A 26,031-nucleotide genomic window follows, 5' to 3' on the forward strand; every position below is an offset into this window, starting at 1 on the left:
CTAAAGTTTTTCTCAGTGCCCCTCTGTGTTTCTGTGTTGAGAGGTTTTTAATTCGATTATTTTACTTTTTTCGACAACTCTGGCATATCCGCCAATTTGTGTTCCAGGTAATGAATATTCGTACCACCTTCAATGAAACGGGCATCGATCATCAACTCACGGTGCAGCGGGATATTGGTCTGTATGCCTTCGACGACCATTTCTGACAGGGCGATCTGCATGCGGCGAATGGCCTGTTCACGCGTTTCACCATAGGCGATGACTTTGCCTATCATGGAGTCATAGTTTGGCGGTACGAAATAACCGGCGTAAGCATGTGAATCGACACGGATGCCAGGTCCACCCGGAGTATGCCAGGACGTGATACGACCTGGCGAAGGGGTGAACTTGAACGGATCTTCTGCATTGATACGGCATTCAATCGCATGGCCCTTGAGCACGATATCAGTTTGCTTGAAGCGCAGCTTTTCATTGAAAGCGATACGTATCTGTTCCTGCACAATATCGACACCAGTGATCATCTCTGTTACCGGATGTTCAACCTGTACGCGGGTATTCATTTCGATGAAATAGAATTCGCCATTTTCGTACAAGAATTCAAACGTACCGGCACCACGATAATTAATCTTGCGGCAGGCCGCAGCGCAACGGTCACCGATTTTTTCGATGATCTTGCGCGGAATACCGGGTGCTGGTGCTTCTTCTATCACTTTCTGGTGGCGGCGCTGCATGGAGCAATCGCGCTCACCCAGCCAGATGGCACTGCCGTGCTGGTCGGCCAGAATCTGGATTTCCACGTGACGCGGATTTTCCAGAAACTTTTCCATATACACTTCTGGATTACCAAAGGCGGCACCCGCTTCTGTCTTGGTCATGGTGACCGCGTTCAGCAAGGCAGCTTCGGTATGCACGACGCGCATGCCGCGACCACCGCCACCACCGGCGGCCTTGATGATGACCGGGTAACCGACCTTGCGGGCGATTTGCACGATGGCTTTCGGGTCGTCCGGCAATGCACCTTCAGAACCGGGTACGCATGGCACGCCAGCCTTGATCATGGCATGTTTGGCCGAAACCTTGTCACCCATCAGGCGGATGGATTCTGCACGCGGGCCAATGAAGACAAAGCCGGATTGCTCTACGCGTTCGGCGAAATCGGCGTTTTCAGACAAAAAGCCATAGCCTGGGTGAATCGCCTGTGCATCGGTGACTTCAGCGGCACTGATGATGGCCGGCATGCTCAGGTAACTCAGATTGGAAGGAGCGGGGCCTATGCAAACAGATTCGTCGGCCAGCTTCACATATTTTGCTTCGCGGTCGGCTTCAGAATGCACGACCACGGTTTTGATACCCATCTCGCGGCAGGCGCGCTGTATACGTAGCGCGATTTCACCACGATTGGCGATAAGAATTTTTTCAAACATGATTTAACTTTGCTGTGGCAATGGTTGCAATTGCATTAGCGGAAAATCCTGTTGCAGTGCTCGCTGGCTTGTCGCCGCAGGCACCGACATTTCCCTAATGCGCGCCTGGATTAGCCAATCACGAACAGGGGCTGGCCGTACTCAACAGGCTGACCATTTTCAACCAGAATCTGTTTGACCGTGCCTGAGAAATCGCTTTCGATTTCGTTCAGCAGTTTCATCGCTTCGATAATGCAGAGGGTGTCGCCAACATTGACGCTCTTGCCGATATCGGCAAATGGAGCTGCGCCAGGGGCGGAAGAACGGTAGAACGTACCAACCATGGGGGACTTGACGATATGGCCATCCGGTACTACGGGGGCTGCCGTGACTGGTGCTGCAGCAACTGGTGCCGCTGCCGGCATCATTTGCTGGTGCTGGGGTTGCTGCATCATGACGACTTGATTTTGTGGCATCGCAGATGATTTGACGATGCGGACTTTGCCTTCACCTTCAGTCACTTCCAGTTCAGCGATATCTGATTCTGCTACGAGGTCGATCAGGGTCTTGAGTTTTCTTAAATCCATGTGGAATCCCCTTGAAAAAAAGTGGTTCTGAATTAATTGAGGCGCGCAAATCTGAGCAGGAAAACAGCTCTGGTGATGCCGCCGAAGCTTGGATTATATACGAAATAGGCTGGCATTATCCGCAAATTGCGCGAAGATGCGAGAATTTAAATATTTTTAAGGGAAAAGTCAATCGCCAGGCGGTAGCCATCGGTGCCGAGGCCGCAAATGACCCCTTTTGCAATTGCCGACAGGAAAGAGTGATGTCTGAAGGCTTCTCTCTGGTGCACATTGGAGATGTGCACTTCGATAAATGGTATGGCAACAGCAGCCAGCGCATCTCTCAGGGCAACGCTGGTATGCGTCAGGCCGCCCGGGTTGATGATAATAGCATCGACTTGCTCTTTTTGGGCGGCATGAATGCGATCAATTAATGCGCCTTCATGATTGCTCTGGAAAAAAGCCAGTTCAGCACCTGCGGCACGGGCTTGCGCCTGGGCTGCAGTCTCGATCTCTGCCAGAGTAGTGGCACCGTAAGTGGCTGGCTCACGACTACCTAACAGGTTCAGATTGGGTCCATTCAGCAGCAGGAGTTTGCTTGCCATAGTCACATTCAATTTGACGAAGATGGCCGCATTTTGCCGCTAATAGCGTTAGATTGGCAAGGAAAACCGTCGCAACTTTTATTTTTCAGAAGAAAATTTGGCGATGTCAGCACGCAATTCCTCCATTTTCAGGCGGCCAAGGTAATTTTTGACAACTTTACCATCCGGTGCAATCAGAATGGTAAACGGTAGCCCACCTGCCTGGTTTCCTAGCTGGCGTGACAATTCGCTGCCTTCCATACCGGCGGCAAACAGCGGGTAGCTTATTTTATATTTTTTTGCAAATTCGGCAATATTGCTGGGGCTGTCTATACCCAGGCCCAGTATCTGCACTTTTTTCCCTTTCAGCTCCTGCTGCAAGGCGGACAGTTCCGGCATTTCCTGTACACAGGGCGCGCACCAGGTCGCCCAAAAGTTAACCAGCAAATAGTGGCCCTGCCATTGCGTCATGGCCTGGGGTTTGCCATCACTATCCTTGAATTGCTGCGCCATTAACTGCGCTACCGCTTTGTTTTCAGGTGGTTTAGGTGTGGTCTGGACGTTGCCGGCATAAATACCCAGCCCGGTCGACAACATGCCGAGCACAATGGCCAGACTAATAAACTTCTTGTTCATACAAAGATTCTTTCACAGAGCCGCATTCAGATGATGATGGTAGCGCAGCTTGTTGATTTGTGCTGAGAGGCCATAAGGGTGTTAAACCTTTTCTGCATCATCTTCGGCAGGTAAGGCCAGTAAAGCCCGTAAGGCAACTGCACTGGCTCTTTCAGTGCTTTTACCATGGCCACTGCGGATCGCATCCTGATCTTGCAGAACCAGGTGTACGCCTTCGTTCTTATGCATGAAACTCAGGGTTTCTATGCGGTCATTGCGATTATTGAAACTTTCAGATACTTCAAACTGTATATCCTTGTTCAGCAAATAAATCGCTACGTCTTTGGTATTGTCAGCAAATAAATGCAAATGAATGTCGGAATGGTTACCTGCCGTGCCGTTCAGCACTGCGCCGACCAGATAGGGGTGGAAGCGTTCCAGTTCATCCATCAATTCCAGGGCGAGTTGGCGTAATTGCAATAGGCGCTGGGGCTGGGTATCGCCAAAGAACAGTTCATTGTATTCGCGTACTTCCTGTTCGATCTGTGCATTATCGGGCAGCACATCTCCCTTGACTTTCTGGTTGCCCAGCAACTGTTTGGCGGCCTTGCGCTTGGCTGAGGCATAGTCGGCACCATCTTCGGCGATCATGCGCGCCGCCAGTGCCGCAATCTCAGCCCGCAGGTTTTCGGCTTCGTTTGGTGTATGGATCATCATGCGGTCATCATAACTGAATACCAAAGACCCCTCAACACAGAGTCATGGAGACACAGAAGTGGAGCTGATAAACTAATTATTAGTAAGGCAATAAAAATAATTCTTCTTTTTAGATTTTCTCTTGCTTTTCTCTGTGTCTCTGTGACTCTGTGGTGAGTGGTTTTAAGAACACTGCTTACCTAGGCACTGTCTCAGGTAGAATTGCGGGATTCTGGAATTTGGTTCAATTATGCATATTCATATATTAGGTATCTGCGGCACTTTCATGGGTGGTCTGGCGGTATTGGCGAAAGAGGCCGGTCATACGGTGACGGGCTGTGATGCCAATGTCTACCCACCGATGAGCACCCAGCTTGAAGCGCAGGGCATCACCCTGACGCAGGGCTTTGGCGCAGAGCAAATTGCATTGGAACCGGATTTATATGTCATAGGCAATGTGGTATCGCGTGGCAACCCTTTGATGGAAGAAATTCTCAATCGTGGCTTGCCCTATGTATCTGGCCCGCAATGGATGGGCGACCATATATTGCATGACAAGTGGGTACTCGCCGTTGCCGGTACCCATGGCAAGACGACCACCTCGGCCATGCTGGCCTGGATACTTGAATATGCCGGTTATGCACCGGGCTTCCTGATCGGTGGCGTACCGCTGAATTTTGGTATTTCTGCCCGCTTGTGGGGTAACCATGCGTCTGATTTCTTTGTGATTGAAGCCGATGAATACGATACGGCGTTTTTCGACAAACGCAGCAAATTCGTGCATTACCATGCCAAGACGGCAGTACTGAATAATCTTGAATATGATCATGCCGACATCTTTCCCGATGTGGCGGCGATAGAAACCCAGTTTCATCACCTGGTGCGTACTGTACCTGGCGTTGGCCGTCTCATCGTCAACGGCGACAATGCCTCGCTGGAACGGGTGTTGAAGCGCGGTTGCTGGAGTGAAAAGGAATTCTTTGGTGCCGGCAATCAGGCCTGGCGCCTGGTCATGCAGGCTGGTGAAGATTTTGATGTCGTCTTCAATGACGAAGTACAGGGCACAGTTCACTGGAATCTGAATGGCGAACATAATCGCCAGAACGCGCTGGCTGCCATTGCCGCTGCACGTCATGTCGGCGTCACGCCAGACATCGCCATTGAGGCCCTGGGCCAGTTCATCAGCGTCAAGCGCCGTATGGAAGTGCGCGGCATTGCCGATGGCGTCACTGTTATCGACGACTTTGCTCATCACCCCACTGCAGTTGGCACGACTGTTGCCGGCTTGCGGCATAAGGTTGGGGCTGCACGTATTCTTGCAGTGCTGGAGCCGCGTTCCAACACCATGAAGCTGGGCACCATGAAGCAGGCTTTACCTGGTAGCCTGGAACAGGCTGATCTGGTCTTTGGTTTTGGTGCGGCAGAGGGCAAAGATGCCCTGGGCTGGGACCTGGCAGAAGCCCTGGCTCCACTGGGCGATAAAGTTAATTGCCATAGCAAGATTGTCGATCTGGTGGATGACATCGTCGCGCAAGCACGGCCAGGTGACCATGTGCTGATCATGAGCAATGGCGGCTTTGGTGGCGTCCATCAAAAATTGCTGGATGCACTGGAAAATCGCGCGCAGCAGAGCGCTAACGAGGCCAGGGCAGCATGATCCTGTATCTGCACGGTTTCCGCTCATCGCCTGATTCTTACAAGGCGCGGGTTATGCGTGAACACATGCAGGCATTGGGCCGTGCTGACGAGATTGTCTGCCCCGAACTCTCACCCTCGCCCTTGCTGGCGATACAGCAAGCCGAAGCGCTGCTGGCAGGGCAGGACCCAAGACAGGTGAACATCATCGGTTCTTCACTCGGTGGTTACTATGCGACCTGGCTGGCAGAAAAATATGGCTGCAAGGCAGTATTGCTCAACCCGGCTGTCAAGCCGCCACGCGACCTGGAAAGCTATGTCGGCGTGACGACCTATTATCACAGCGACCGCATTTTTGAATTCAAGGCTGACTACGTGGCAGAGTTGCGTTCCCTGGCTGTTGAGCAGATCAGCAAGCCGGAACGCTATTTTCTGATCGCGGCGACGGGTGATGAAGTGCTGGACTGGCATGAAATGGTCGCTCATTATCCGGATGCAAAACAATATGTGATTGATGGCAGCGATCACGGCATTGCCGAATTTGCTGAGTATCTCGATATGGTCATGGCGTTTTGTGATCAGGTACATTGATTTGGAAGCAGCGATTTTGCCAGCAAAGAAAAAGATGCAGCGTCCACGGGCGGCCAGGTGGGTTGAACATGTGAATGCCGTACAAACTAGCACCCGCATGGAAGACTGGTTGAGTAATCGCGATTCTTTGACGGCCAGGCTGGTGGCCAGATGCACACAGTTTCGTGTGCAGCGTTTGTCGCAGCACAAGGCCATGTGTTTGCAGGATGAATATGCTGCCATAGGCTTGCCACGCAATATGAAAGCGCATGAACGGGAAGTATTTTTGCGCTGTGACGGTGTCGCCATGGTATATGGACATACCGTTGTGCCACTGACTGCGACGGCCAATGAATGGCCCCTGTTTCATGCCCTGGGTGAAAAATCTTTGGGCAGCACCCTGTTCAATGATCCACTGGTGGTCAGGGGCGATTTGAGTTACGCCAGGTTACGCCAGAGTCACCCGCTGATACGCCGTATTGTAGCCAGATTGCCAGAGCTGGCAGGTGTGCAAAGTATGCTGGCACGTCGTTCCCTGTTCTGGCGCAAGGGCGGTTGTCTGCAGGTAACGGAAGTGTTTTTGCCTGGGGTTGAGAGTTTGCAGCTTGTTGAAAAGCGTTGAGGATTGAAAACCTTAAGACCTCTCAACACAGAGAAAGGAAAGGCTGCTTGCAGGCAGTCTTCGTTACAAACTGGTTTGGCCAAAACGCAAGCCGCAATATATAAAACTCCTTCCCCTTCAAGGGGAAGGTTGGGATGGGGATGGGGTTCTTCAGCAAACGAAATAAGTAGCTAGTCAACCGAACCCCATTATCACCCTAGCCTTTTCCTTCACGGGGAGGGTAATTGATAAGTATTTGAATGATTTCCGCTTTGCTGATAAAGCAAAGTAAGAATAGAAACAACAAACGTCTCAACCAAGAAGGAATGACAATAGCAGGGTAAAAAAAGTACAAAGATATTCTCTTGCTTTTCTCTTGCTTTTCTCTGTACCTCCGCGCCTCTGTGTTGAGCTTTTTGGTCTTAATTAAAGAAGTATTGAATGAATTTATTTTTCGAAGAATCCGGTGATTTCAAGGCAGGCAGTCTCATGACGCAGTCTGGTGAGGCGTATCAGGTCGAGATGGCCAGTGGCAAGCGCACCAAGGTCAAGGCCAAGGACGTGTTGTTGCAATTCGCCTCCCCTGATCCTGTCAGTCTGATTGAGCAGGCCAAGGCCGCTGCGACTGAGATAGACCTGGAATTTTTATGGGAAGTCGCCGGTCAGGAAGAATTTGGCTTTGCCGAACTAGGTGCCGAATATTTTGGCCATGCACCGCAACCGGTGGAAGCAGCAGGCTTGATTCTGGCGCTGCACAATGCCCCCATTTATTTCTACAAAAAAGGCCGTGGCCGTTATAAGGCAGCGCCAGAAGCCGCACTGAAAGCAGCACTGGCCGGTATAGAAAAGAAAAAGCAGCAAGCCCTGATACAGGCCGGCTATGTTGACGAGCTCAGGCAAAACCACTTGCCCGACGTCATGAAGCCGCTGGCCTTGCAGCTTTTGTTCAAGCCGGATAAAAACAGCATCGAATACAAAGCCCTGGCAGAGGCCTGCGATGTCATGCAAATGTCGCCGCAACGTCTGATGCTGGCAACTGGTGGTATTGCCAGCCCCAAGCATTTGCATCTGGCCAAGTTCCATTACGAGCATTTTCCCAAGGGCGTGGCTTTCCCCGCCATTACGGTGCCATCCCTGCCGACCGATTTGCCGGTTGCCGACGTACAGGCATTTTCTATCGATGATGTCACCACGACCGAAATTGATGATGCTTTTTCTGTCGTTGATATCGGCAACGGCCAGTTGCGTGTGGGCATACATATCGCTGCCCCGGCTTTGGGTATACAGCGTGGCGATGCACTCGACCAGATTGCACGGGGCCGCATGTCCACCGTCTACATGCCGGGCGACAAGATCACCATGCTGCCAGATGAACTGGTAGAAACTTACACCCTGGGTGCAGGCCAGACCCGCCCGGCCCTGTCGCTGTATGCAACCCTGAATACCGAAGACTGGTCCGTCATCAGCACTGAAACCAAAGTAGAAGCCATCCCCATGGCCAGCAATTTGCGCCACAATGACCTTGATGCGCTGGTGACAGAAGATAACCTGGCGAACGATGCTGGCGAGTATCCGCACAAGGCCGACATTGCCCAACTGTGGAAATGGGCGCAAGTGCTGGAGCAGGGCCGCATGGTCAAGCGCGAAAGCTTTGGCATGAAGCCGGAACAGAATAACCGCGTCGATTTCAATTTTTACGTTGAAAATGATGTCGTTTCCATCGTGCGTCGCAAGCGTGGCGCACCGCTGGACAAGATCGTGGCCGAACTGATGATCTTTGCCAACAGCACCTGGGGCAAGCTCATGGCTGACCATGGCATTCCCGGTATTTACCGGGCCCAGGGTGTGGCCGGTGGCCGTGGCCCCGGTGGCTGGGCCGCACGCATGCAGGTACGCATGCTGACCCATGCAGCACCGCATCAGGGCCTGGGCGTGGATCAATATGCCTGGAGTACCTCACCGCTGCGTCGTTATACCGATCTGGTCAATCAATGGCAAATCATCGCCTGTGTACAGCATGGGGTGACAGCGCCGCTGGTGGCACCTTTCAAACCCAAGGATGCCGACCTGTTCGCCATCGTGTCAGGTTTTGATGCAGCCTATGCGGCCTATGCCGATTTCCAGAACAATATGGAACGTTACTGGTGCCTGCGCTGGCTGGGGCAGGAAGAAGCCCGTCAGGTGGAAGCTGTGGTATTGAAGGATGAAGTCTTGCGTCTGGTCGATATTCCCCTCATCATTCGTTTGCCGGGTATGCCGCAGACTGCACGCGGTGCCCAGGTCAGACTGGATATTCTGCGCTGGGATGAAGTCGATCTCAATGTAGAAGCCCGCCTGCTGGAATTGTTATCCACCGTCACCGAGCTGGATGAAGATGAAGAACAGGACGAAGATACAGGCGAAGTGACAGAAGAAATGCCTGCCACGGAACAGGATGGCATTGCCACCGATGCGCCAGATACCAGTGCAGCAACAGATAAAATCGATGAACACACTGCCGAACAACCACAAGCAGATTAATGAATAGCCAGACCGGTCAATCTCCGATGCCGTCAACAGACCTTAAAGACAAATTGCCTGAAAAGACAACTTTCGACAAGTTGATACTGATCGTTGCCGTCATCATTTCAATGGTGATCCATGCGACCTTGCTGCTATTGCATTTTGTCGCCCCAAGGCCGGAAGAAAGCCGGCCCGCAGATCCGGGGCTGGAAGTCATCCTCGTCAATGCCAAGCACGACAAGGCACCCTTGAAGGCCGAAGCACTGGCACAGGCTGATCTGGATGGTGGTGGCGCTCACGACAGTGGCCGCAGCAAATCACCTTTGCCTGATATGCGCAAGACCGAAGATGGTGACAGTGCTCAAACCACCAAACGCCGTATTGCCGAACTGGAGCAGCAGCAACAGCAATTGATAGACCAGGCCAAGCGCAAGGAATTATTCCGCCTGCCGCAGCAAGAAAAAAAGCCGCTGGATGATAGCCGCAAACCTGCGACCGGATCTGACCAGGTCGATACCTCGCAGGCATTGGCACGCATGGCAGCGGAAATTTCTCAAACCATAGAAGACCAGAACAAGCGCCCGCGTAAAACCTTTATTACACCGAGCACGCAAAAAGCCGGGTATGCGGTGTATTACAAGGCGATGCAAAAACGTATCGAAGATACCGGCACACTGAACTTTCCGCAAAAAGACGGCAAGAAACTGTATGGCGAATTGATCGTCTACATCCCGATTTTCCAGGATGGCACCATCTATGAAAAAGAAGGTGGGCCACGCATAGAAAAATCCTCTGGTGACAAAGCCCTGGATACCGCAGCCCTGCGCATTATCAGGCGGTCTGCACCGTTTGGACGTTTCCCGCAAAACATGCGTTCTACCGACAAGGATGACTTGTGGGTAGTGATTACGCGCTTCAAGTTTACCCGTGAACTACAGCTTGAAACTGAACTGCGCGGAGATAAAAGTTGAAGACTACGGATACCAGACGGGACGCCTATGTAGTCATCGGTAACCCGATAGCGCATAGCAAATCACCTGCAATTCATGCCCGCTTTGCCGAACTGACGGTACAGCATATTGATTACCAGCGCCTGCTGGCACCACTCGATGGCTTCGCTGCCAGCGTGCATGATTTTATCAATGCTGGCGGCAAGGGCGCGAACGTCACATTGCCATTCAAGCTGGAAGCCTTTGCCCTGGCGGATGAGCTAAGTCCACGCGCCCGGGTTGCCGGTGCCGTCAATACCCTGAAATTTGAATCAGGCCGTATTTATGGCGACAACACCGATGGCATAGGTCTGGTGGCAGATATCGTACGCAATGCCGGTGTCAGCCTGCGTGGCAAACGTATACTTTTGTTAGGCGCCGGTGGTGCCGCGCGTGGTGCCTTGCTGCCCCTGTTGCAGGAGCAGCCGGCCAGATTGTTGATCGCCAATCGCACGCTGGCCAAGGCGCAGGATCTGCTGGTGCAGGTACAAAGCCTGGCCGGCAATTGCGTACTGAAAGCCCGCCGTTTTGAAGAGTGTGATCAGGCTGTGGATGTCATCATCAATGCCACCTCGGCCAGCCTGAATGATGATGTGCCGCCGCTGTCGCCCGCTTTGTTCACGGCCACAACCCTGGCTTACGACATGATGTATGCCGCTGCCCCTACGGCTTTTTTACGGTTTGCCGCCAGCCATGGCGCGCAATGCCGCGACGGCCTGGGCATGCTGGTAGAACAGGCAGCAGAAGCCTTTGCGTTGTGGCGTGGCTTGCGTCCACCCAGTGATCTGGTACTGGCAGAAATGCGTTTAGCCATGCAGGTGAATAGCTGATGAAACTCCTGGGTCGACTTCTGTTCTGGCTGGTATTGATGCCCCTGGTGTTGTTCACGCTGGTGCAGGCATATTTTTTGGTACAGATATGGTGGTGGGTTGATCATAATCCCAGTTCCACCAGTTTCATGCGCCATCAGCTTGATGTCTTGCAGGAAAAAAAGCCAGACTTCAAGCTCCAGCATAAATGGGTACCCTATAACCGCATTTCCAATAATCTGAAACATGCCGTCATTGCTTCCGAAGATGACAGCTTTGTCGATCATGAAGGTGTCGATTGGGAAGCCATGCAAAAGGCTTACGAAAAAAATCAAAAGAAGGGCAAGGTTGTTTCTGGTGGCTCCACCATTACCCAGCAACTGGCAAAAAACCTGTTTCTGTCGGCAGACCGCAGCTATTTCCGCAAAGGTGAAGAACTGATCATCACCTATATGCTGGAAATGTGCATGGACAAGCAACGTATCCTGGAAATCTACCTGAATGTCGTAGAATGGGGTGTAGGCGTGTTTGGTGCCGAAGCTGCAGCGCAACATTATTTTCATACCAGCGCAGCCAATCTGGGTCCATCCCAGGCGGCCAGACTGGCAGTCATGTTGCCCAAGCCACGGTATTTTGACAAGAACCCGGGTTCCGGGTATCTGCAAAGACGCAGCGAAGTGATTTTGCAACGGATGAATAGTGCGGAGTTGCCATGAGCCTGCATCACCAAAATGGTATCAGCCTGATCGCGGTCGCCATCGTTTCCATGCTGGTGGCCCTGCTGTCCATGGGTTTGCTGTACTACATGCGCAACGGTCACTTGCCCATGCCCGAGATGTGGGCGCGCTGGGGCAAATCTGCCAATGTTATCTCGAATGAATTGAAAAATGCCAGTGGCGTGCAATTGCCCGGCAGTAGTAGTAGTAACGGCACACCCGGCATGCGCCCGGCCGCGACCGTGGACGAAGGAGTGCGTCGCTGTACCATCAATGGCAAGACCGTCTACTCAGACACACTCTGCACCGATACTAATCCCACGACGCGGCAGGTCAAGCTGCATGATGCCAGGGGTATAGAAGCACCTAAAACCCCGGCATCGCAGGCTACTGCATCTGAAGCAGATGAGGAGCAACTCAAGAAAAAAATTATGGAACAGGCCTTGGGGAACGGCAAAAAATAAGCCCCGTATTTTGTACGCGGTGCTTCAGATCAGTTTCAGGCAGGTTTTCTCGCTAGCCAGTGTGTCAGTAATTCTTGCTGATCATTTATCGCATTGCCTTTATTTTCAAATCCCAATTTTTGTACCACTTTGGTCGAGGCAACATTGTCAGGGCTGACCGTCGCCAGAACGCTAGTTGCTCCTCTGGCAAAAGCCAATTGCAACAGGCTACGAACGGCAGCGCTGGCTGCTCCCAGCCTTCTGCATTCCGGCGATATACCATAACCAATTTCTACACAGCCGTCCTGCGGTGGTGATTTGAATCCACAACTGCCGACGATCAGCGCATCCTGACGCGACACGATATAAAAAGTGCTGCACCAGTAAGCGGGCGCACCCGCATCAATCTGTGCCAGTGCGCGGGCCGCCACAAAAGCGGGTGGCAGTGCATCCATGGCGAGGTGGTAGTTCAGTGTAGCAGGTACGACGGATCGTTCCAGATCACGCAGCTGTTCCAGGGGCACGCTGACAAGTTGATAGCTCATGGGGCACGGTTTATGTTCATCAATGGAGTAAGCTTGGGCGCTGCTACCGCGCGGGTCCTTTCAGCTCAACCACATTCCCTTCCGGATCGCTGATATAGATGGATGGACCTTCACCTTCTGCACCATACCTTTGTTGTACTTCGCCAGCTTCAATACCGTGGCTTTGCAGATGCGCCCGTATGTCAGCGGCATCGAAGGGTTCAACCCGCAGGCACAGATGATCAAGATTGCGCGCTTCCTTGCCTGGCGCTGCACCACCCATGCGGCCCAATTTTCCGTCTACCGGTATCAGGTCTATCATTGACCTGCCTACGCGCAATTGCACCAGACCAATTTCATCCTGCCTGCGCTCAACCGGACATCCAAGCACCACACAATAGAAATGCAGCATGGCACTCAAATCCACGACCCGCAATACCAGGTGATCAATTTCACGTATCTTTATCATGTGATGTTCCTGAGCTTGTTTTTTGCTTGATGATATTAGCGCGCTTCAGAGAATGTTGCAGATGATGCTAAAAATAGCATTTTCGCGTGCTGGTTTCTGTACTGATAAAATAGACGCAGTCATTTCTTGCTGTAATTCATATCCACAATCGGGAGATACAACCATGAGCGTCGCCTATTACATCGTGCTTGACAATGATGAACCAGGTTTTGATACCTTCGTCAACGGCAAGGCCATTGCGCATGCCATTGAAGAGCTTGATCAGTTATGCGAACAGGCGGATTTGCCCATGCTGGAATCTTTCGTTGGCCAATCTGCCGAAGATATAGAAGACATGCTGGGTGAAGACATAGACTGGCCAGAAGATGGTGAGCTGGAACATGTCTGGCATACGGCAGATGCCGGCATCGCCTATATTGAAGCCGTGATCCATGCAATACAGAACATGCAGCACGGACTGCAGGCATCAGATGAGGTGCTGGAAGATCTTGAAGAGTATAAAAATGTTTTGGAACAGGCGAAAAAAGTCGGCGCCAAGTGGCATCTGGCGCTGGATATATGAGAGCACAATCCATGTCGGGCTGATGATATCCAATTGGCGGGTGCTGCGTAGTTCATGCATTGCACTTTGATATTGGGTAAATGGCAATTTGAACGTAATGTGAATACAATGTGAATGCAACTCAGAAAAAATAAAACCCAAGCCCATTCCGCCCATCTGCGCAAAACAGGTTTACAATCCAGCCAAACCTGAACCCTGCTTTTCCGGAATTCGCCTATGATTAATGTCTTTGTTTTGCACAATGGCCGCCTAAGCCAGATCAATGTGGAAAACCGCACTGATCTTGAAAATACGCTGCCTATCTGGGTTGATCTGACCGACCCGAACGAAGAAGAGCGTGAATGGGTCAAGAGTATCTATGGCGTTACCCTGCCAGGCGAAGATGAGGTCAAGGATATTGAAGCCTCTGCTCGTTACTATGAAGCAGATAATGGCGACCTGCATCTGCGTACCGATTTTCTGATTGACGATGATGACGAACCGGCGCGCACGATAACGGTAGCGTTTATCCTGGCGCGTGATATTTTGTTTTCTGTGCATACCATTGATTTGCCGGTGTTCCGTCTGGTGCGTATGCGTGCGCGTTCGCGCCCCGGGTCGATTGCTGATTACAAGGATGTGTTGCTGGACCTGTATGCCACCGATGCCGAATATTCTGCTGATGCGCTGGAAGGCATTTATCAAAACCTGGAAGACGTCAGCCGCAGCGTACTGCAAAAAAACTTCAGCGATCAGGATGCCGCAGCGGCCCTGAATGCGATTGCACAGGAAGAAGATCTGAATGGTCGCATACGCCGCAACATGATGGACACCCGTCGTGCCGTCAGCTTTCTGATGCGTGGCCGCTTGTTGAATGCAGATCAGTTTGAAGAAGCACGGCAGATTTTGCGCGACATCGAATCACTGGATGGTCATACCTCATTTCTGTTCGACAAGATCAACTTTCTGATGGATGCGACGGTTGGTTTTATTAACATTAACCAGAACAAGATCATCAAGATATTCTCGGTAGCCAGCGTCGCCTTTTTGCCGCCGACGCTGATCGCCAGTATCTATGGCATGAACTTCAAGGGCTGGTTCCCTGAACTGGACTGGCAACTCGGTTATCCGTTTGCGCTGGCCTTGATGCTGGCGTCAGCGATTACTCCTTTCTGGTATTTCCGTCGTCGGGGATGGTTAAAATAAAATGGCAGCAATAACACTCAATCATTACAATCTGCGCGGTGATCGTGCCACGCTGGACAGGCTCAAGGATTTTTATCTGAAATATGTCGGTCTGGAAGTGGGCCCGCGTCCACTGAGCAGTTTTGGGTATTGGCTGTATGCGGGTGGGCGCGATGTCTTGCATTTGTCAGAGCCCCGGCCTGGTGAAGTACGTCAGACAGAAATGAAAACCGGCTTTGATCATGTTGCTTTTACCTGTACAGACTTGCCTGCCATGCTGGCTAAATTACAGCAGGATGGCATTACCTATCGCCACGCAGTAGTCGAAGCCAAGGCGGGTTTCGCCACGCAGCAGCAGGTCTTCTTCAGTGACCCCGAAGGCAATGGCATAGAGCTGAATTTTGTGGATGCGGCAGCATAAGCTGCCTATGCAGTATTAATTGTCTTGCAGTATCCCGCTCAGCACAATATGCCTTTCTACGGGGCGCAATTGCAATATGTTTTGGTACAAGGCAATCATGGCATCACACTGCAGGGCTGGCTGGTTTGCATATGCTGGTGGGTTGCCCACTATCTTCAATTGCTCTGGGGATAAGCGTGTGGTGACTTGCAACAGGCTGGTCTGAAACGCCCGGGATTGCTTTTTAATGACCTTGCTGCGCGGCGTTGATTTTAATGCGCTTTCCAGAAACTGCTTTTCCTTGTCCACTATGGCTGGTGGCAGTGTATGCCGCACATCCAGTTCAGATTTCAGTAATTGGCCGCAAGCCTGGGGGCTGACCTGTCTGGCTGCCTGCATCTGATCTTTCATTAATTGAGCAAACAGATCCAGGTGTTCGTCGTCCACGGTTTTCAGCAGTTCTGCAAAAGCGGTGGTCATGTATTTGCGCACGGCGTTCTGCATCGAAGCATCATTCGCGCCCTGCAGTTTCATTTTCCACAGGATATCGCTGACAGCATCAATCTTCCCCGGATAGTGGGCCTCATAGCCTTGCCAGATGGTATTGTTTTTTAAAGTCAGTGCAATTTCGGCTTTTGAACTCATGCTGGAGAACGGGCTGGTATTCGCCTCTCCACCCAAAGAGGTGCGGGTGATGACGCGGGCGGCAATCATTTCCTCCCGGCTGGGGTACCACATATTGCTGGCCGGTGTCTGACCGATTTTTGTGACAAAGCTTTCAGGCAGATTGATGCTGCGGTATTTATTCAGCATATTATTGGTGGCCGCAATCAGGGCTGCTCCTTCCAGACCAGGAAAACTGGGCTGATGGAAGCCAATTTTTGCATTCACGGTAGCGGCACGGTCTCTTCCCGCCAGAAACACGTAGGTGCAGGCACTGACACAGACACCTTCCACATAGGTATCCAGTTTTCTCTCGCTGACCATGCTGGCGATTTTATCTGCTTCCAGCAACCTGCCACCTTGCGAATTCAGTACGATGAATTTGATCTGTCCGGCTTTGGCCAGCTCTGCTGCAAATTTGCTGGCACTGCCTTCGCCAAAGCTGCCACGCAAGTACAGCGAATCTCCCTTGGGGGAAGCGCTGATGTCGATTTTTGACATGCTGTCTTTGCCCATGGCGATCAGCGTATATTCACGCATTTGCGGCCAGACTATGTCCCTGACTTTTTGACCAAGATAAATCACACTGAGAACGATCGATGCCTGTACCAGCAAGGCCACGCCTGCAGAGCCGCCTCTGCGATTGTGTTTGGAGGCAGAACGCCAGACGCCGACCATGGCCCAGCTCCAGGCCAGCCCCGTCAGCACATAACTTGCCAGCCCAATGACGGAAATCATGCGCAGCGAGCTATCAGCCAGTTCGCTCAAGCGTGTCAGGGTGATAATGAGGGCGCCTATCAGCAGGTTACCTATCAGCACACCATTTAACCAGTACGCCACGCTCAACGGCAATTCGCCACGCCAATGCCTTAGGAAATAATTTTGAGAATGACGTTGCTCTGCCTCATTAGAAAATTCCGTCGAAAAGTCTTTATTGATACGGTTCGCCAGACTCATTTCTGTGGCGGCCTGTACCCCATACTCTGCTGACGGCGCATCCTCAATGGCTGCCACTTCCAGTTCAAGCAAGCGCCTGTTCAAGGCAATGATATTGAGTACGAAGGGTGCGGAAAAGATCAGCAAGCCCACTAAGGTCTTGGCAAACAATCGTCCTTCCACGACGAGGAAGATGCAAGTCAGGCCGAGCAAGATGATGCCGGCGATAGTGAATTTTTTTGCCCGGCTGATTTGGCGTGGGGTAGTGTGTTGGCCCAGTGCCTGCCAGGGCAGGAAATAAGCGGCAGCCCATACGCAAAGCGCCACCAGTGCACCAATAAAGCCCGGGGTGTTATGTACGAACCTGAACATGGATGTCGAGCTGACACCAATAAGAATAATCAAGATCAACAGGTTGACAACGCGCATTGCCGTAATCATGAAGAGACTGAGCCTTAATAAAGTAAGAATGCATGCATAAAGTCCGGCAGCATCGCATAAGATCAGTCCGCCAGCAAGCCAGGCAGGCGATGTGCCTTATTCATGATTGACGCAGCTTGATGTGTGGTTTAATGTGCAAGTATTTTGTCACCTGAAGTTGTGGTGGCAATGCCTGTATTAGTGCTTGCATTAGTGTTTGTATCAAAGCTTGTAGCAGTAGGTTTTATAGGTGAAATTTTTCTCGATAGAAATGTTTTTGAAAAAAATGGTCAATACATAGCGTATTGCCGTTCCCGATGCACAACCTGTTCCTGAGTGACACGCCATGCAAACTGCACAGCCATTAAATGTATCCAGGTCGCCGATCTACTTCTTTCTGTTGTTCCTGGTGGTACTGATAGGATTTTATCCCTCCTATTTCGCCAGACTGACCCAGCTTGATCCCAAGCATCACTTTCATGGCATTCTGGCGACGGGCTGGATGTTGATGCTGGTCGTACAAAGCTGGCTTGCCAGCAGACGCAAGATTTACATTCACCGCACCATAGGCAAGTTGTCCCTGGTCATTGTGCCCTTGTTCATTGTGTCTGGCATCATGATCATGCATACGATGCTGGCCAGCCATGGCGGGTTTACCAAGGCATTTGGCAGTCGCCTCGCCTTTGTAGATATGACGACGCTAATGGGATTCGCGCTGGCATATTGTCTGGCCATTCATTTCCGCACCAATCGCGCCGTCCATTCACGCTGGATGGCATGCACAGCCCTGCTGGCTTTGCCGCCAGCGGTAGCACGCCTGTTCATGAATTTTATTCCTGGTATTGATTCTTTTCCTGCGGCTTTCCATGCTTCGTATTTCTCTACCGAGATACTGGCAGTGATATTGATTGCGAACGACATTAATTTGAAGAAGGTAAAAACACCATACTGGATGGCGCTTGGTGTACTGCTGGTCCAGCATGTCAGTTTTTTGCTGTTACAACAGTTTCCAGCCTGGACTGCATTCACGGTTTGGTTGGGTAGCCTGTAGATGGATGTTTTGGTCTGTTCTGTTAACAGTTCAGGGCAGCGGATTGGCCCATTTCTTTTCAATACCGGCATAAGTGCCGTTACTTCTGATGGTGCGCAAGCCTTTGTCCAGCGCGTCGGCATAGCGGGCTGATTCTGGCCTGAGTTTGGAAAAGCTGACAAATAGTTTGTCTTCAATCAGCGTGCCGACTTGCTGGATTTTTCCCTTGAATTCATCCGGATAGGTTGCAATCAGATAATCGACCACCCGCGTATAGACCAGTGAATAACTGGATCTGCCCAGTACCAGCTTGCGCAGGTTGGATATGTCGGAAGGGGCTATTTCGCGCTGTATGCTGGTGTCGCCTTCAAATTCGCTGCCATACGTGTACCCGTGCGTGACACCGACAGCATGTCCCCGCAAATCACGGCCAGTCAGCTTGCTGGCATTGGCAGGCGGACCATCTGTTTTGGCATAAATGCCTATGCTGGCCTTGAAAATCGCTTCTTTGTGAAATACAAAATTGGGAGCCAGCGCGGCATCTTGCAGGCTATCAAAGCAGCCCAGCTCTTTTCCACTTTGCACCAGCATCAGGCAACGGGAATAAGGTGTGGCGATAAACTTGACCTGGATATTCGATACTGCATATGCAGCCTGTATCACGTCCACGGCAAAGCCACGATTTTGCCCATCCTTGACGGCGGAGTAAGGGTACCAGTTATCTTCACCAATCAGGGTAATGGTCTCGGCCCTGGCCGGTATGGCGCACAGACACAAGGCAAAAGCATACAGCAAGCCTGTTGCCCGTTTGCGTATAGCCGTGATGGAAAACACTGCATGCATGGATTGGATAATCAATGACCGCGATTATATGTGCCCAACAGCTTCCGTCTTGATATGGAATCTGCTAGCTGTCGGGAGTTTTTTGCATATGCCCGGTCTATTGTAGCTGACGTACAGGCACATACATGATGATCTGTTGTGTTTTAACAAGTCACAAGCTTCTGTCGCCATTATATGTTGTGCGCCAGTACGCTAGCCAAGCTGAAGCATTTGACACCATTGCCTCATGCAGGCGTGGCAAAAATAGCTATGAAGTACTTTGAATGAAAAAAAGCCAGGGCATCAGCCCTGGCTTTTCAGACTACCGGCAGGTAACAAGTAAACAAGTAAAGCTGGAATTTTGCTTACCCATCACCTGCATTTTTGCGCACTATACAAACGCCGCTTCTTCCACATCACAGGCTGCATGACGTGCATACACGGCACTGGCAAATGCTCTGCCTTGCGACAGCGAACGCAGGTCAGTCGTGTGACCAAACAGCTTGGTCAGTGGCACGTCGGCCACCACTTCAACCCGGCCCGTGTTTTCCGTAATGCCCAAAACGCGGCCGCTGCGCCTTTGCAAGTCACCGATGATGTCGCCGGTGTTAACGGCGGGAGCATCCACAGTCACTTTCATGACGGGTTCGAGCAAGACTGGATTTGCCTTGCGCAAGCCGGTCAGCACTGCTTCCTTGGCAGCGATGATGAAAGCCATTTCGTTACTGTCAACAGCATGGAAATCACCATCCAGCAAAGTGACTTTGACACCCGTCACTTTTTGCCCCAGCGGACCTTGTTGCAGGGCCTGCTGCACACCTTTTTCAACCGCCGGAATAAACGCCACCGGTATCGCGCCACCTTTCACGACATTGGCGAAGGCAAATTCACCTTCATCCGCTGCCAGCAACTCAAGTCGCAAGACAACACGGGCATACATACCGACACCGCCGGTTTGCTTGCTGATCTTGCCTTCCGCTTCGACCATAGGCAGGCCCATGGTTTCCTTGTAAGCCACATGCGGCGCGCCTACACGTATATCCACAGCAGCTTCGCGGCGGGCACGTTCCAGCACCACATCCAGATGCAATTCACCCATGCCCCACAAGATAGTCTCACCCGTGTCGGCATTGCTTTCCAGCCGCAAAGACGGATCTTCACGACGGAACTTGTCCAGCACGGCCAACATCCTGGCGCGGTCGGTGCCATTGCCAGGCTCTACCGCCAGGGCCACTACCGGCTCACCCGCATGGATGGTTTCCAGTGTCCATGGTTGTGCCTTGCTGGCCAGGGTTTGCCCGGTCAGCGCATCTTTCAGGTTGGCGATGGCGATGATACTGCCGGCACCAGATTCAGACGTACCCGTACGTTCATCCGCATGCACGACATACAGACGACCAATGCGTACAGATGCATCCAGGCTGGCATTCCAGATGGTTTCACCTTCATGCAGGCTACCGCCATAAATGCGCACAAAAGCCAGCGAACCATGCTCGTCATGCGTGACCTTGAACACCAGCGCCGCCAATGGATCGGCATCGCCCGTGCTGACAGTAAGGCTGTCACCGTTCAGCGTTGCAACAGGCGCTGCACGGTCATCCGGTGCGGGCAGCCAGTCAATCACGGCGTCCAGCAGCGGTTCGATACCGGCGTTTTTATACGCAGAACCCGCCAGCATCGGCACCGCTTTCCTGGCCAGCGTCAGGGTACGCAAGCCTTGCAGAATATCTGCATGACTTAGCGTGTCATTGGCCAGATAGGCATCCGTCAGCACATCATTCGCTTCTGCTGCCACCGAAGCCGCATAGGCATACGCAGCCTGGGCTTGCGCCTGCAGTTCCGCCGGCAAAGTCGTAACCGTCATGCTGCCTTTGGCATCCCATTGCAGGAAACGCTGTTGCAACACATCAATGACGCCTGTGAATTCATCGGCAGCACCTATCGGTATCGCCAGCGGCACAGGGCGTGCACCCAGATGCGTGCGCACCTGTTCAGTGACACGGGCAAAGTCTGCACCGGTCTGATCCATCTTGTTGACGAAGATGATCATGGGCACGCCATGTTTCTCAGCCTGATGCCAGACCGTTTCTGTTTGCGGCTGCACACCGGCGACGCCGGACAGCACCGTGATGGCGCCGTCAAGTACGCGCAGCGAGCGTTCAACTTCAATCGCAAAGTCGATGTGGCCTGGCGTGTCGATCAGTGTGAATTCATGGCCGTTCCAGACGCAACGGGTTGCTGCTGCACCAATGGTGATGCCGCGTTCTTTTTCCAGTGCCATGGTGTCCATGGTGGCATTGCCTTCATGGACTTCGCCAGTGCGATGGATTTCGCCGGTTTTAAACAGGATGCGTTCAGACAGCGTGGTCTTGCCAGCATCTATGTGCGCGATGATGCCAAAGTTGCGCCAATGATTGCGCGAATGAGTACGCGCAGAATGGGCATTCGCCTTGTGAGTTGCCTTGTTGGATGCGGCACGGGGTGTGGTATTCGTCATGATGGTCTTTCTACATAGCGAGCGGTCGAGGGTTGTCTTGGTGACAGCGCCGCGGGGCCATGCGACCACCCTTGTTTCAGTGGTCCCGCGCGCGTTCTACATCGGCTAACTTCATGCTATATGGCTCCTCAAAAGAGAGTGGTTGGCAAAACAGTGATTCAAAGTGCTTACTAAAGTGGTGCTCAGGTTTTGGATATCAAGGGCAAAAACAAAGTACCAGAAAACAAAAAAGGCCCATGTGGGCCTTTGTTTTTTTACTCTGCTGTAATTTGATCAGAGTTTCAACGGGCACACATCAGCGGCCCCGGGATGTCATCCGACATGCCGGGAGGGCAGAGGTAAAAAAGAGTATGCTCAGTGTTTTCATCTCTACAGAATAATCCTGTTTTTGCGGCTTGTCAAATGGGTGCTTGAAATGGAAAAAGCTTACACATAAAATTTCTTGAATAATCCTCCCCAAGGCTTGATTGCCAATCTCGGCATCACATATACAAAGTCTTGTGATGCAAATAACTGCGATAAACGATCTTGAAGCTATCAAGATTTCTGTTGTCAGCCTGAATCAATAAGTCACGGACTTCGCAGTTTTTATCGTCGATTTTATACACCCAGAAATCCAGTATTACCTCAGGGTGGTCTTGTGAAACGATGGAGACGCCCTTGCCACCGCCGACGAGGTTGGAATACTGATAGACCATGAATTTCCCTTTCAGGATATTTTTATCGATCTTGAGTCCATCCAGAATTTTCGCGGCATTTTCTTCCTCTGCTGCTATTTCTGTGCGTGTATTCACATACCTGTTCAGGAATTTTCGCAGATGGATGACTTCGGCAGTTTTATAGGATTTGCTGTAGCCGGCCAGTTGATCTTTGTTCAGGTTTAACTCTTTCACTTCTTGTGCCAGACTGGCAAGGGGAAGCATGAATAGAGATAGCAACAGGATTTTTTTAAAGTTCATTTTTTCTTTCAGTTTTCAGAGAATGGGAACTGTCTGCCCGTTCCCTGCTGTGTCTTGTTCTGGCGCGTGCGGCGCATCTGTTTTATTCAGATATTTTTCCTGTGCAGCCGTTACTACATCATCCACGCTCAGTTCACTGCTTGGCCCTATGTTGAGGTGTTCGATGAGTGCTCTTTGCAAGACCTGGCGGGATGCGTTTTTCAGACGCGCGAACATCAGGTGTTTTTTCTGACTCTGGAGTGCAGCACTGAAGTCGGCAATGGCTTCCACGCTGGAACTGTCCAGGTCAGGGGATTCTTCCAGACTGAGGATGACGACCTGTATATTATCAGCGGCAGCGAGGTATTTTTTTGCCTGTGCCATGGTGCGTTCAGCATTGGCAAAGAACAGCCCTGTTTCTGGCCGTATGATGAGGATGCCGGGTATGCTAAGGGCATCCGGATAATCGGTCTTGTTGACAAAATCATGACCACCGCGCAGACGACCAAGGATGGAAATATTCGATTCTGCCAGCTTGCGCAGCAACATCAGTAGGCTCACGCCGATGGCAACCAGCAAACCGTCCAGCACGCCCAGCAAGAGTACGGCTACGACTGCACCGGTGGCGACGAATCTGTCCCGGTGCATGGTGAAATAAGGGGTGAAAACAGACAGTCGCAACGAATGGCTTACGGCGTGAATAACAATGGCTGCCAGTATGGGAGATGGCGTCAGCGCGATGGTGGGCAGCATGGTCAGGATGACGAGCAGCAAGCCCGCGGCGGCGGCCCAGCCTGCCCATTTCGATTGTGCACCATTGGCTTCGTTGGCGGCAGTGGCAGAAAATCCTGCGCCAACAGGCATGCCCTGAAAGATGCCAGACAGCAGATTTGCCGCACCGAAGGCAAACAGATCGCGATTGGGAGAGGTAAGGTCTCCATGTTTCATCGCAAAATTGCGCACTGAGCTATAGGATTCAGCATACAGTATCAGCAGCATGGCCACGCTGAGTTCGCCGATACGCAGCCATTGCACATAGGTCATGGTTGGCAGACTGGGAACTTGCAGATCCAGATCAATCTGGCCAACGAAGCTGACACCATACTGTTCCAGGTGCAGATATTTTCCGGCGAGTATACCCAGCAATATCACCACCAGACCACCCGGCATATGTGACATATAGGGCATATGCGATATTTGCGATATACGTGCCAGACCAAACAAGAGTAGCAGAGCCACCAGACCTACTGCGATTGAAGCCCAATTCCAGATATGGATTTGGCTAAGCAGTTCATAGCTAAACCGTATCATGTCGGTATAGTGAGTATGCACGCCAACCACATGCGCAAACTGTTTGAAAATAATGACAATGGCCAGGCCGAAAGCAAAGCCGCGCAAGACAGGTTTGGCAATAAAGTCTGAAATGCCGCCCAGGCGCGCCATGCCGGCGAAGATGAAGAAAACGCCGGTTAACAACACCATGCCAGTTGCTACCAGCAGACGCAGGCCGGTATCACCATTCGACATGGCGGCAGTGGCCGATGCCAGCACGGCTGCCGATGACGAGGTGGCCGCAACGATGGCAAAGCGACTGCTACCTATCAGACCATAGCAAACCAGGCCGGCAAACAGTGCCACTATGCCTGCCTGCGGCGGCAGATTGGCGATACTGGAATATGCAACGGCTTCAGGAAGCAAGAGGCCAGCCAGTGATAAGCCCGCAATGATGTCTGACCAGGACCAACTGTTTTTCATATTATTTTTTTTGGGTGATTTGGTTTTAATCTGTTCTAGTATAAGCTTTGTCTATTCGGTAACAGTTATTTAATGTGGCAATAGGCCACTTTGAATGTTTCGCACCCACGAAAGCCTGCCTATCATGCTTGATCCATGTCAAAGAATTTTTTCTTACAATGCAGGGCGTGACCCTGAAAGACTGAAAATGAAGTATGCCAATATGCGGCATAACGCTTTTGTTTTCTTGCGTGGCAGTTGCCACCTCTTTTACGATCGCCTGGCAGAAGATAAGGCTGTGTTGCGCACGCCGCTGGTATGGTGTTGTGGCGACCTGCACCTGGAAAATTTTGGTAGCTATAAGGGTGATAACCGGCTTGCGTACTTCGACATCACCGACTTTGATGAAGCTGCGCTTGCACCGCTTGCATGGGATTTGCTGCGGTTTGTGACCAGCGTACAGGTAGGGGCCGAAAGCCTGGGCCTGAAGGCAGCGCAGGCCAAAGCACTCGCCAGAACTTTCCTGATGGCATACAAAAAAACTTTGTGTACAGGTAAAGGCTATTGGATAGAAAGAGACAATGCAGATGGCCTGGTTGGGGATCTGCTGGAAAAACTGCGGAACAGACAAAGAACCGATTTTCTCAATCAGCGTACTGTATTGAAGGGAAACCGCAGGCGTTTGCGTATTGACGGCAAGAAGGCCTTGCCGGTCACTCCGGAACAAAGGGAAAAAGTAACTGCTTTCTTCAATGAATATGCAAAGCAACAGAGCAATCCCGAATTTTTCAAACTTGAAGATATGGCCAGGCGCATTGCCGGCACCGGCAGTCTGGGCGTAGATCGCTATATCATTCTTGCACAAGGCAAGGGTGGGCCAAATGGGCATTACCTGCTGGATTTGAAAGAAGCCTTGCCTTCGTCACTGGTGCCGCATTTGAAAACCAAACAACCTAAATGGAAATCGGAAGCGGAGCGGGTAGTTGCCTTGCAACGACGCCTGCAAGCTGTGTCGATGGCGTTTCTGCAGCCAGTCAAGGTAAACAAGAAGGCATATATCCTGCGCGCATTGCAACCGTCCGAAGACCGCGTTACGCTTGATCATGCAGTCAGCTCATTGAATGAACTGGACAATGTCATGCAATGGATGGCTTGCGTGGTCGCCTCTGCGCATATCCGTGGTTCTGGGCGGCAGGGATCAGCAATTAATGATGAATTGATTGCGTTTGCAGAAAAAAGTAAATGGATGGACGCCATATTGACTCAGGCTGCGCTTTGCAGCAAACAGGTCAACAAAGACTGGAAGGCATATGGCAAGGCATTCGATCTGGGGTATTTCACCCCTGGCACTTAGAACCTGTTCACGATCTTAAGCGCGGGCGCAATCAGAGGCCATGCTGGGCTTACGTGCTGCGCTTAGTTATCCCGAATGTTTCCCTGATTCCCGCTGACGCCCGTTCGCTACAGATCGTGAACAGGTTCTTGGCCCGCAAGCCACTGCCAATGGCATAAATGCCGCATGGCAGTTGTGCCCAAAACACCTGACAAACTTCTATAGCTTTCCCTCTGTCTTCTTCTTCCGGAAGGACAGGTTAACACCTGCTTTGCAACAGGAAAAATATTTCCCAAAAGTAATTTCTATACTTTATGTTACAAGCCAGCTTCCATATGCAACAAATCTGCTACTCTGCATCCATCCAAAAATCTTTTTAGTTGTCGCAAAGCAGCTTTTCGAAACACCTT

25 protein-coding genes are annotated in these 26,031 nt (G+C 51.6%); 13 read left to right on the forward strand and 12 right to left on the reverse strand.

The features are described from left to right. Positions 1 to 56: 56 nt before the first annotated feature. From accC to H8L32_RS09245, 5 genes are all read right to left on the reverse strand, one after another. The gene (accC, locus tag H8L32_RS09225; RefSeq protein ID WP_186946905.1) at positions 57 to 1,424 is read right to left on the reverse strand and encodes an acetyl-CoA carboxylase biotin carboxylase subunit; all 1,368 of its coding nucleotides are present in this window, start codon (positions 1,422 to 1,424) and stop codon (positions 57 to 59) included. 110 nt (positions 1,425 to 1,534) lie between these two features. Further along, complete coding sequence (gene accB, locus H8L32_RS09230) at positions 1,535 to 1,990, reverse strand: acetyl-CoA carboxylase biotin carboxyl carrier protein (RefSeq protein ID WP_186946906.1); 456 nt, start codon at positions 1,988 to 1,990, stop codon at positions 1,535 to 1,537. Positions 1,991 to 2,136: 146 nt separating this feature from the next. Further along, the gene (aroQ, locus tag H8L32_RS09235; protein WP_186946907.1) at positions 2,137 to 2,574 is read right to left on the reverse strand and encodes a type II 3-dehydroquinate dehydratase; all 438 of its coding nucleotides are present in this window, start codon (positions 2,572 to 2,574) and stop codon (positions 2,137 to 2,139) included. Between the two features lie 78 nt (positions 2,575 to 2,652). Then, complete coding sequence (locus H8L32_RS09240) at positions 2,653 to 3,189, reverse strand: TlpA family protein disulfide reductase (RefSeq protein WP_186946908.1); 537 nt, start codon at positions 3,187 to 3,189, stop codon at positions 2,653 to 2,655. 81 nt (positions 3,190 to 3,270) lie between these two features. After that, complete coding sequence (locus H8L32_RS09245) at positions 3,271 to 3,885, reverse strand: hypothetical protein (RefSeq protein ID WP_186946909.1); 615 nt, start codon at positions 3,883 to 3,885, stop codon at positions 3,271 to 3,273. Positions 3,886 to 4,114: 229 nt separating this feature from the next. On the opposite strand from H8L32_RS09245, the gene mpl reads away from it, so the two are divergent. From mpl to H8L32_RS09285, 8 genes are all read left to right on the forward strand, one after another. Then, positions 4,115 to 5,521, forward strand: a complete 1,407-nt coding sequence (gene mpl, locus H8L32_RS09250; RefSeq protein ID WP_186946910.1) for a UDP-N-acetylmuramate:L-alanyl-gamma-D-glutamyl-meso-diaminopimelate ligase — start codon at positions 4,115 to 4,117, stop codon at positions 5,519 to 5,521. After that, a complete protein-coding gene (locus H8L32_RS09255; RefSeq protein ID WP_186946911.1) occupies positions 5,518 to 6,090 on the forward strand; it encodes a YqiA/YcfP family alpha/beta fold hydrolase in 573 nt (190 codons plus the stop codon). Before mpl ends, H8L32_RS09255 begins: the two co-directional genes overlap by 4 nt. A 1-nt stretch (position 6,091) precedes the next feature. Then, positions 6,092 to 6,691 (forward strand): chorismate--pyruvate lyase family protein, encoded by a 600-nt coding sequence (locus H8L32_RS09260; RefSeq protein WP_230412134.1) that lies wholly within the window; start codon positions 6,092 to 6,094, stop codon positions 6,689 to 6,691. 420 nt (positions 6,692 to 7,111) lie between these two features. Continuing rightward, the gene (locus tag H8L32_RS09265; protein ID WP_186946912.1) at positions 7,112 to 9,190 is read left to right on the forward strand and encodes a ribonuclease catalytic domain-containing protein; all 2,079 of its coding nucleotides are present in this window, start codon (positions 7,112 to 7,114) and stop codon (positions 9,188 to 9,190) included. A 110-nt stretch (positions 9,191 to 9,300) separates the two neighbouring features. Beyond that, on the forward strand, positions 9,301 to 10,143 hold the full coding sequence (locus tag H8L32_RS09270) for a TonB C-terminal domain-containing protein (RefSeq protein WP_186947260.1): 843 nt from the start codon (positions 9,301 to 9,303) through the stop codon (positions 10,141 to 10,143). Further along, the gene (aroE, locus tag H8L32_RS09275) at positions 10,140 to 10,991 is read left to right on the forward strand and encodes a shikimate dehydrogenase (RefSeq protein WP_186946913.1); all 852 of its coding nucleotides are present in this window, start codon (positions 10,140 to 10,142) and stop codon (positions 10,989 to 10,991) included. The genes H8L32_RS09270 and aroE overlap by 4 nt, the downstream gene beginning before the upstream one ends. Next, positions 10,991 to 11,686, forward strand: coding sequence for a monofunctional biosynthetic peptidoglycan transglycosylase (gene mtgA, locus H8L32_RS09280; RefSeq protein ID WP_186946914.1), 696 nt, complete (start codon positions 10,991 to 10,993; stop codon positions 11,684 to 11,686). The genes aroE and mtgA overlap by 1 nt, the downstream gene beginning before the upstream one ends. Next, positions 11,683 to 12,150 carry a hypothetical protein gene (locus H8L32_RS09285; RefSeq protein ID WP_186946915.1) on the forward strand — a complete coding sequence of 156 codons (468 nt, stop codon included), beginning with the start codon at positions 11,683 to 11,685 and terminating at the stop codon, positions 12,148 to 12,150. Before mtgA ends, H8L32_RS09285 begins: the two co-directional genes overlap by 4 nt. A 35-nt stretch (positions 12,151 to 12,185) precedes the next feature. Here the strand turns inward: H8L32_RS09285 and H8L32_RS09290 are convergent, their stop codons facing one another. Then, on the reverse strand, positions 12,186 to 12,674 hold the full coding sequence (locus tag H8L32_RS09290; RefSeq protein ID WP_186946916.1) for a GNAT family N-acetyltransferase: 489 nt from the start codon (positions 12,672 to 12,674) through the stop codon (positions 12,186 to 12,188). Between the two features lie 43 nt (positions 12,675 to 12,717). Continuing rightward, complete coding sequence (locus H8L32_RS09295) at positions 12,718 to 13,122, reverse strand: VOC family protein (protein WP_186946917.1); 405 nt, start codon at positions 13,120 to 13,122, stop codon at positions 12,718 to 12,720. Between the two features lie 163 nt (positions 13,123 to 13,285). On the opposite strand from H8L32_RS09295, the gene H8L32_RS09300 reads away from it, so the two are divergent. From H8L32_RS09300 to H8L32_RS09310, 3 genes are all read left to right on the forward strand, one after another. After that, entirely contained in the window at positions 13,286 to 13,684 is a 399-nt protein-coding gene (locus tag H8L32_RS09300; protein ID WP_186946918.1) for a hypothetical protein, read from the forward strand. 216 nt (positions 13,685 to 13,900) lie between these two features. Then, complete coding sequence (gene corA / locus H8L32_RS09305; RefSeq protein ID WP_186946919.1) at positions 13,901 to 14,869, forward strand: magnesium/cobalt transporter CorA; 969 nt, start codon at positions 13,901 to 13,903, stop codon at positions 14,867 to 14,869. A 1-nt stretch (position 14,870) separates the two neighbouring features. Then, entirely contained in the window at positions 14,871 to 15,269 is a 399-nt protein-coding gene (locus H8L32_RS09310; RefSeq protein ID WP_186946920.1) for a VOC family protein, read from the forward strand. A 15-nt stretch (positions 15,270 to 15,284) separates the two neighbouring features. On the opposite strand, the gene H8L32_RS09315 is transcribed toward H8L32_RS09310, so the two are convergent. Continuing rightward, entirely contained in the window at positions 15,285 to 17,276 is a 1,992-nt protein-coding gene (locus H8L32_RS09315; protein ID WP_186946921.1) for a COG3904 family protein, read from the reverse strand. A 337-nt stretch (positions 17,277 to 17,613) separates the two neighbouring features. Here H8L32_RS09315 and H8L32_RS09320 point away from each other — a divergent pair, with 337 nt between their 5' ends. Next, the gene (locus H8L32_RS09320; protein WP_186946922.1) at positions 17,614 to 18,318 is read left to right on the forward strand and encodes a hypothetical protein; all 705 of its coding nucleotides are present in this window, start codon (positions 17,614 to 17,616) and stop codon (positions 18,316 to 18,318) included. A gap of 30 nt (positions 18,319 to 18,348) precedes the next feature. Here the strand turns inward: H8L32_RS09320 and H8L32_RS09325 are convergent, their stop codons facing one another. From H8L32_RS09325 to H8L32_RS09340, 4 genes are all read right to left on the reverse strand, one after another. Further along, entirely contained in the window at positions 18,349 to 19,140 is a 792-nt protein-coding gene (locus H8L32_RS09325) for a substrate-binding periplasmic protein (RefSeq protein WP_186946923.1), read from the reverse strand. Positions 19,141 to 19,510: 370 nt separating this feature from the next. Next, the gene (fusA, locus tag H8L32_RS09330; protein ID WP_186946924.1) at positions 19,511 to 21,616 is read right to left on the reverse strand and encodes an elongation factor G; all 2,106 of its coding nucleotides are present in this window, start codon (positions 21,614 to 21,616) and stop codon (positions 19,511 to 19,513) included. 482 nt (positions 21,617 to 22,098) lie between these two features. Beyond that, positions 22,099 to 22,575, reverse strand: a complete 477-nt coding sequence (locus H8L32_RS09335; RefSeq protein WP_186946925.1) for a hypothetical protein — start codon at positions 22,573 to 22,575, stop codon at positions 22,099 to 22,101. A 15-nt stretch (positions 22,576 to 22,590) separates the two neighbouring features. Next, positions 22,591 to 24,309 (reverse strand): SulP family inorganic anion transporter, encoded by a 1,719-nt coding sequence (locus tag H8L32_RS09340; protein WP_186946926.1) that lies wholly within the window; start codon positions 24,307 to 24,309, stop codon positions 22,591 to 22,593. Between the two features lie 124 nt (positions 24,310 to 24,433). Between H8L32_RS09340 and H8L32_RS09345 the strand changes: the two genes are divergently transcribed. Next, on the forward strand, positions 24,434 to 25,642 hold the full coding sequence (locus H8L32_RS09345) for a DUF2252 domain-containing protein (RefSeq protein WP_186946927.1): 1,209 nt from the start codon (positions 24,434 to 24,436) through the stop codon (positions 25,640 to 25,642). Positions 25,643 to 26,031 lie beyond the last annotated feature (389 nt).

This window comes from Undibacterium hunanense (genome assembly GCF_014284335.1).
Lineage (GTDB): Bacteria > Pseudomonadota > Gammaproteobacteria > Burkholderiales > Burkholderiaceae_D > Undibacterium > Undibacterium hunanense.

Coding starts and splice junctions, on each gene's coding strand:
- accC (WP_186946905.1), bottom strand. CDS start 1,424: ATGTTTGAAAAAATTCTTATCGCCAATCGTGGTGAAATCGCGCTACGT.
- accB (WP_186946906.1), bottom strand. CDS start 1,990: ATGGATTTAAGAAAACTCAAGACCCTGATCGACCTCGTAGCAGAATCA.
- aroQ (WP_186946907.1), bottom strand. CDS start 2,574: ATGGCAAGCAAACTCCTGCTGCTGAATGGACCCAATCTGAACCTGTTA.
- H8L32_RS09240 (WP_186946908.1), bottom strand. CDS start 3,189: ATGAACAAGAAGTTTATTAGTCTGGCCATTGTGCTCGGCATGTTGTCG.
- H8L32_RS09245 (WP_186946909.1), bottom strand. CDS start 3,885: ATGATGATCCATACACCAAACGAAGCCGAAAACCTGCGGGCTGAGATT.
- mpl (WP_186946910.1), top strand. CDS start 4,115: ATGCATATTCATATATTAGGTATCTGCGGCACTTTCATGGGTGGTCTG.
- H8L32_RS09255 (WP_186946911.1), top strand. CDS start 5,518: ATGATCCTGTATCTGCACGGTTTCCGCTCATCGCCTGATTCTTACAAG.
- H8L32_RS09265 (WP_186946912.1), top strand. CDS start 7,112: ATGAATTTATTTTTCGAAGAATCCGGTGATTTCAAGGCAGGCAGTCTC.
- H8L32_RS09270 (WP_186947260.1), top strand. CDS start 9,301: ATGGTGATCCATGCGACCTTGCTGCTATTGCATTTTGTCGCCCCAAGG.
- mtgA (WP_186946914.1), top strand. CDS start 10,991: ATGAAACTCCTGGGTCGACTTCTGTTCTGGCTGGTATTGATGCCCCTG.
- H8L32_RS09285 (WP_186946915.1), top strand. CDS start 11,683: ATGAGCCTGCATCACCAAAATGGTATCAGCCTGATCGCGGTCGCCATC.
- H8L32_RS09290 (WP_186946916.1), bottom strand. CDS start 12,674: ATGAGCTATCAACTTGTCAGCGTGCCCCTGGAACAGCTGCGTGATCTG.
- H8L32_RS09295 (WP_186946917.1), bottom strand. CDS start 13,122: ATGATAAAGATACGTGAAATTGATCACCTGGTATTGCGGGTCGTGGAT.
- H8L32_RS09300 (WP_186946918.1), top strand. CDS start 13,286: ATGAGCGTCGCCTATTACATCGTGCTTGACAATGATGAACCAGGTTTT.
- corA (WP_186946919.1), top strand. CDS start 13,901: ATGATTAATGTCTTTGTTTTGCACAATGGCCGCCTAAGCCAGATCAAT.
- H8L32_RS09310 (WP_186946920.1), top strand. CDS start 14,871: ATGGCAGCAATAACACTCAATCATTACAATCTGCGCGGTGATCGTGCC.
- H8L32_RS09315 (WP_186946921.1), bottom strand. CDS start 17,276: ATGCGCGTTGTCAACCTGTTGATCTTGATTATTCTTATTGGTGTCAGC.
- H8L32_RS09320 (WP_186946922.1), top strand. CDS start 17,614: ATGCAAACTGCACAGCCATTAAATGTATCCAGGTCGCCGATCTACTTC.
- H8L32_RS09325 (WP_186946923.1), bottom strand. CDS start 19,140: ATGCATGCAGTGTTTTCCATCACGGCTATACGCAAACGGGCAACAGGC.
- fusA (WP_186946924.1), bottom strand. CDS start 21,616: ATGACGAATACCACACCCCGTGCCGCATCCAACAAGGCAACTCACAAG.
- H8L32_RS09335 (WP_186946925.1), bottom strand. CDS start 22,575: ATGAACTTTAAAAAAATCCTGTTGCTATCTCTATTCATGCTTCCCCTT.
- H8L32_RS09340 (WP_186946926.1), bottom strand. CDS start 24,309: ATGAAAAACAGTTGGTCCTGGTCAGACATCATTGCGGGCTTATCACTG.
- H8L32_RS09345 (WP_186946927.1), top strand. CDS start 24,434: ATGCTTGATCCATGTCAAAGAATTTTTTCTTACAATGCAGGGCGTGAC.